Below are 1,440 nucleotides of genomic sequence, written 5' to 3'. Positions count from 1 at the left end.
GGATCACCATCGGCGGGCTCGGGCGTGCCGGGCGGAAGCCCTCGTAGCGGAGCTACTAGGGCTTTTGTCCGGTGCGGCGAGTGGGGGTACCCCCTGCTCGAGCGTCGCGCTGGAAGGTGCTCTGCAGGGCGTTGTCGCCCGAGGGCGGCGCCTGGGGCGGGTCCTTGAGCTTGCCCTCCAGGGACGCCTGGAAGCCGGCGATGGTCTTGTCGAAGTCCTTGAGCTGCGGGCCGGTCTCGGCACGGATCGTCTCGTTGACGGGGATGCCGCGGCTCGCTCCGAGGATCTTCGCGGCCTCCCGGTCGTTGATCATGAAGTCGACGAGCTGAGCCGCCTCCTTCGGGTGGCCGGTGTGGGCCGAAACGCCCAGGAACATGGACGGCTTGAAGTACTGGCCGGGTGTGCCGTCCTCGCCGGACGGCATGGGGGCGAGCGCGACGCCGGTCGGTACGAGGGCGAGAAATCCGCTGGCCGGGGCGTCCCAGTTGGCGTCGGTGACGGACTTGCCGCGCCCCAGCGGGGTGTTCTCCACGGAGCCGTCGAGCTGGGTGGTCTGCTCGGCGGGCGAGACTGCGCCCTCGCGGCGCAGCGTGTCGGTGAAGGTCCACCAGCGGGTGAGGTCGGCTGCGGTGAAGCCGAGTCCGCCGCCCTTCGTGTAGAGGGCCTTGCCCTGGCCTCGCAGCCAGACCTCGAAGGCGTCCTCGCTCTGGCCGGGGTCGGTCGCCCCGGACTTGCCGGTCTTCTTCGCGAGGGCGCGCATGGTGTCCGCCCACCGGCTCCAGGTCCAGCTCTTGCCGGGCAGCGGGACGCCCGACTTCTTCCAGGTCCGCACGTCGTAGGCGACGGTCTCGGTGCCGCGGCCCTGCGGGATCGCGTACTGGACGTCGTCGACGCGGCCGGTGGCGAGCAGGCCCCGGTCGATCTCGGAGGTGCGCAGGACGGACTTCTGCTTCGCCAGGTCCAGCAGGACGCCGCCGGAGGCGTACTGGTCGATCTGGCGGTAGTCCAGCTGCATCACGTCGGGGGCGTCGCCGCCGGCGGCCTGGATGGCGAGCTTCTGCTTGTAGGCGTCGTAGCCGGAGAACGACGTCGTCACGTCGACGTCCGGGTGCTGTTTCTCGAACAGCGCGACGGCCTGCTCGGTGCGTTCCGCGCGGTCGGGGTTGCCCCACCACGTGTAGCGCAGCACGACCTTGCCGCCGCCGGCGGACTCCCCGGATCCTCCGCAGCCCGCCAGCACGGCGCACAGTGCCAGTGCGGCGGCCGACGCGCAGAACCCCTTTGTCCTGTGTCCGGGCATGCCGAGGTCACTCCTCTCCTCGGAGATCGGCTGAGACCCCCCGGTCCCCCCTTGCCGCCGCTACTCCTCCTGGTGGGGCAGCGTGGTGCCCGGCAGCGCGTACTCGTCGCGCCGGCCGCACATGCCGAAGCCGCCGAGCC

At 71.3% G+C, this 1,440-nt stretch carries 1 protein-coding gene and 1 pseudogene; both read right to left on the bottom strand.

Annotated features, from left to right (window positions below; genetic code table 11):
* Window positions 1-55: 55 nt before the first annotated feature.
* A complete protein-coding gene (locus tag ABZ281_RS49250) occupies window positions 56-1,300 on the bottom strand; it encodes an ABC transporter substrate-binding protein (protein ID WP_356665359.1) in 1,245 nt (414 codons plus the stop codon).
* A gap of 60 nt (window positions 1,301-1,360) precedes the next feature.
* Window positions 1,361-1,440: pseudogene (locus tag ABZ281_RS49245) on the bottom strand (cupin); the annotation flags it as partial.

It is taken from the genome of Streptomyces sp. NPDC006265 (assembly GCF_040613555.1).
Taxonomy (GTDB): domain Bacteria; phylum Actinomycetota; class Actinomycetes; order Streptomycetales; family Streptomycetaceae; genus Streptomyces.
This window is presented reverse-complemented; position numbering and strand designations above follow the sequence as displayed.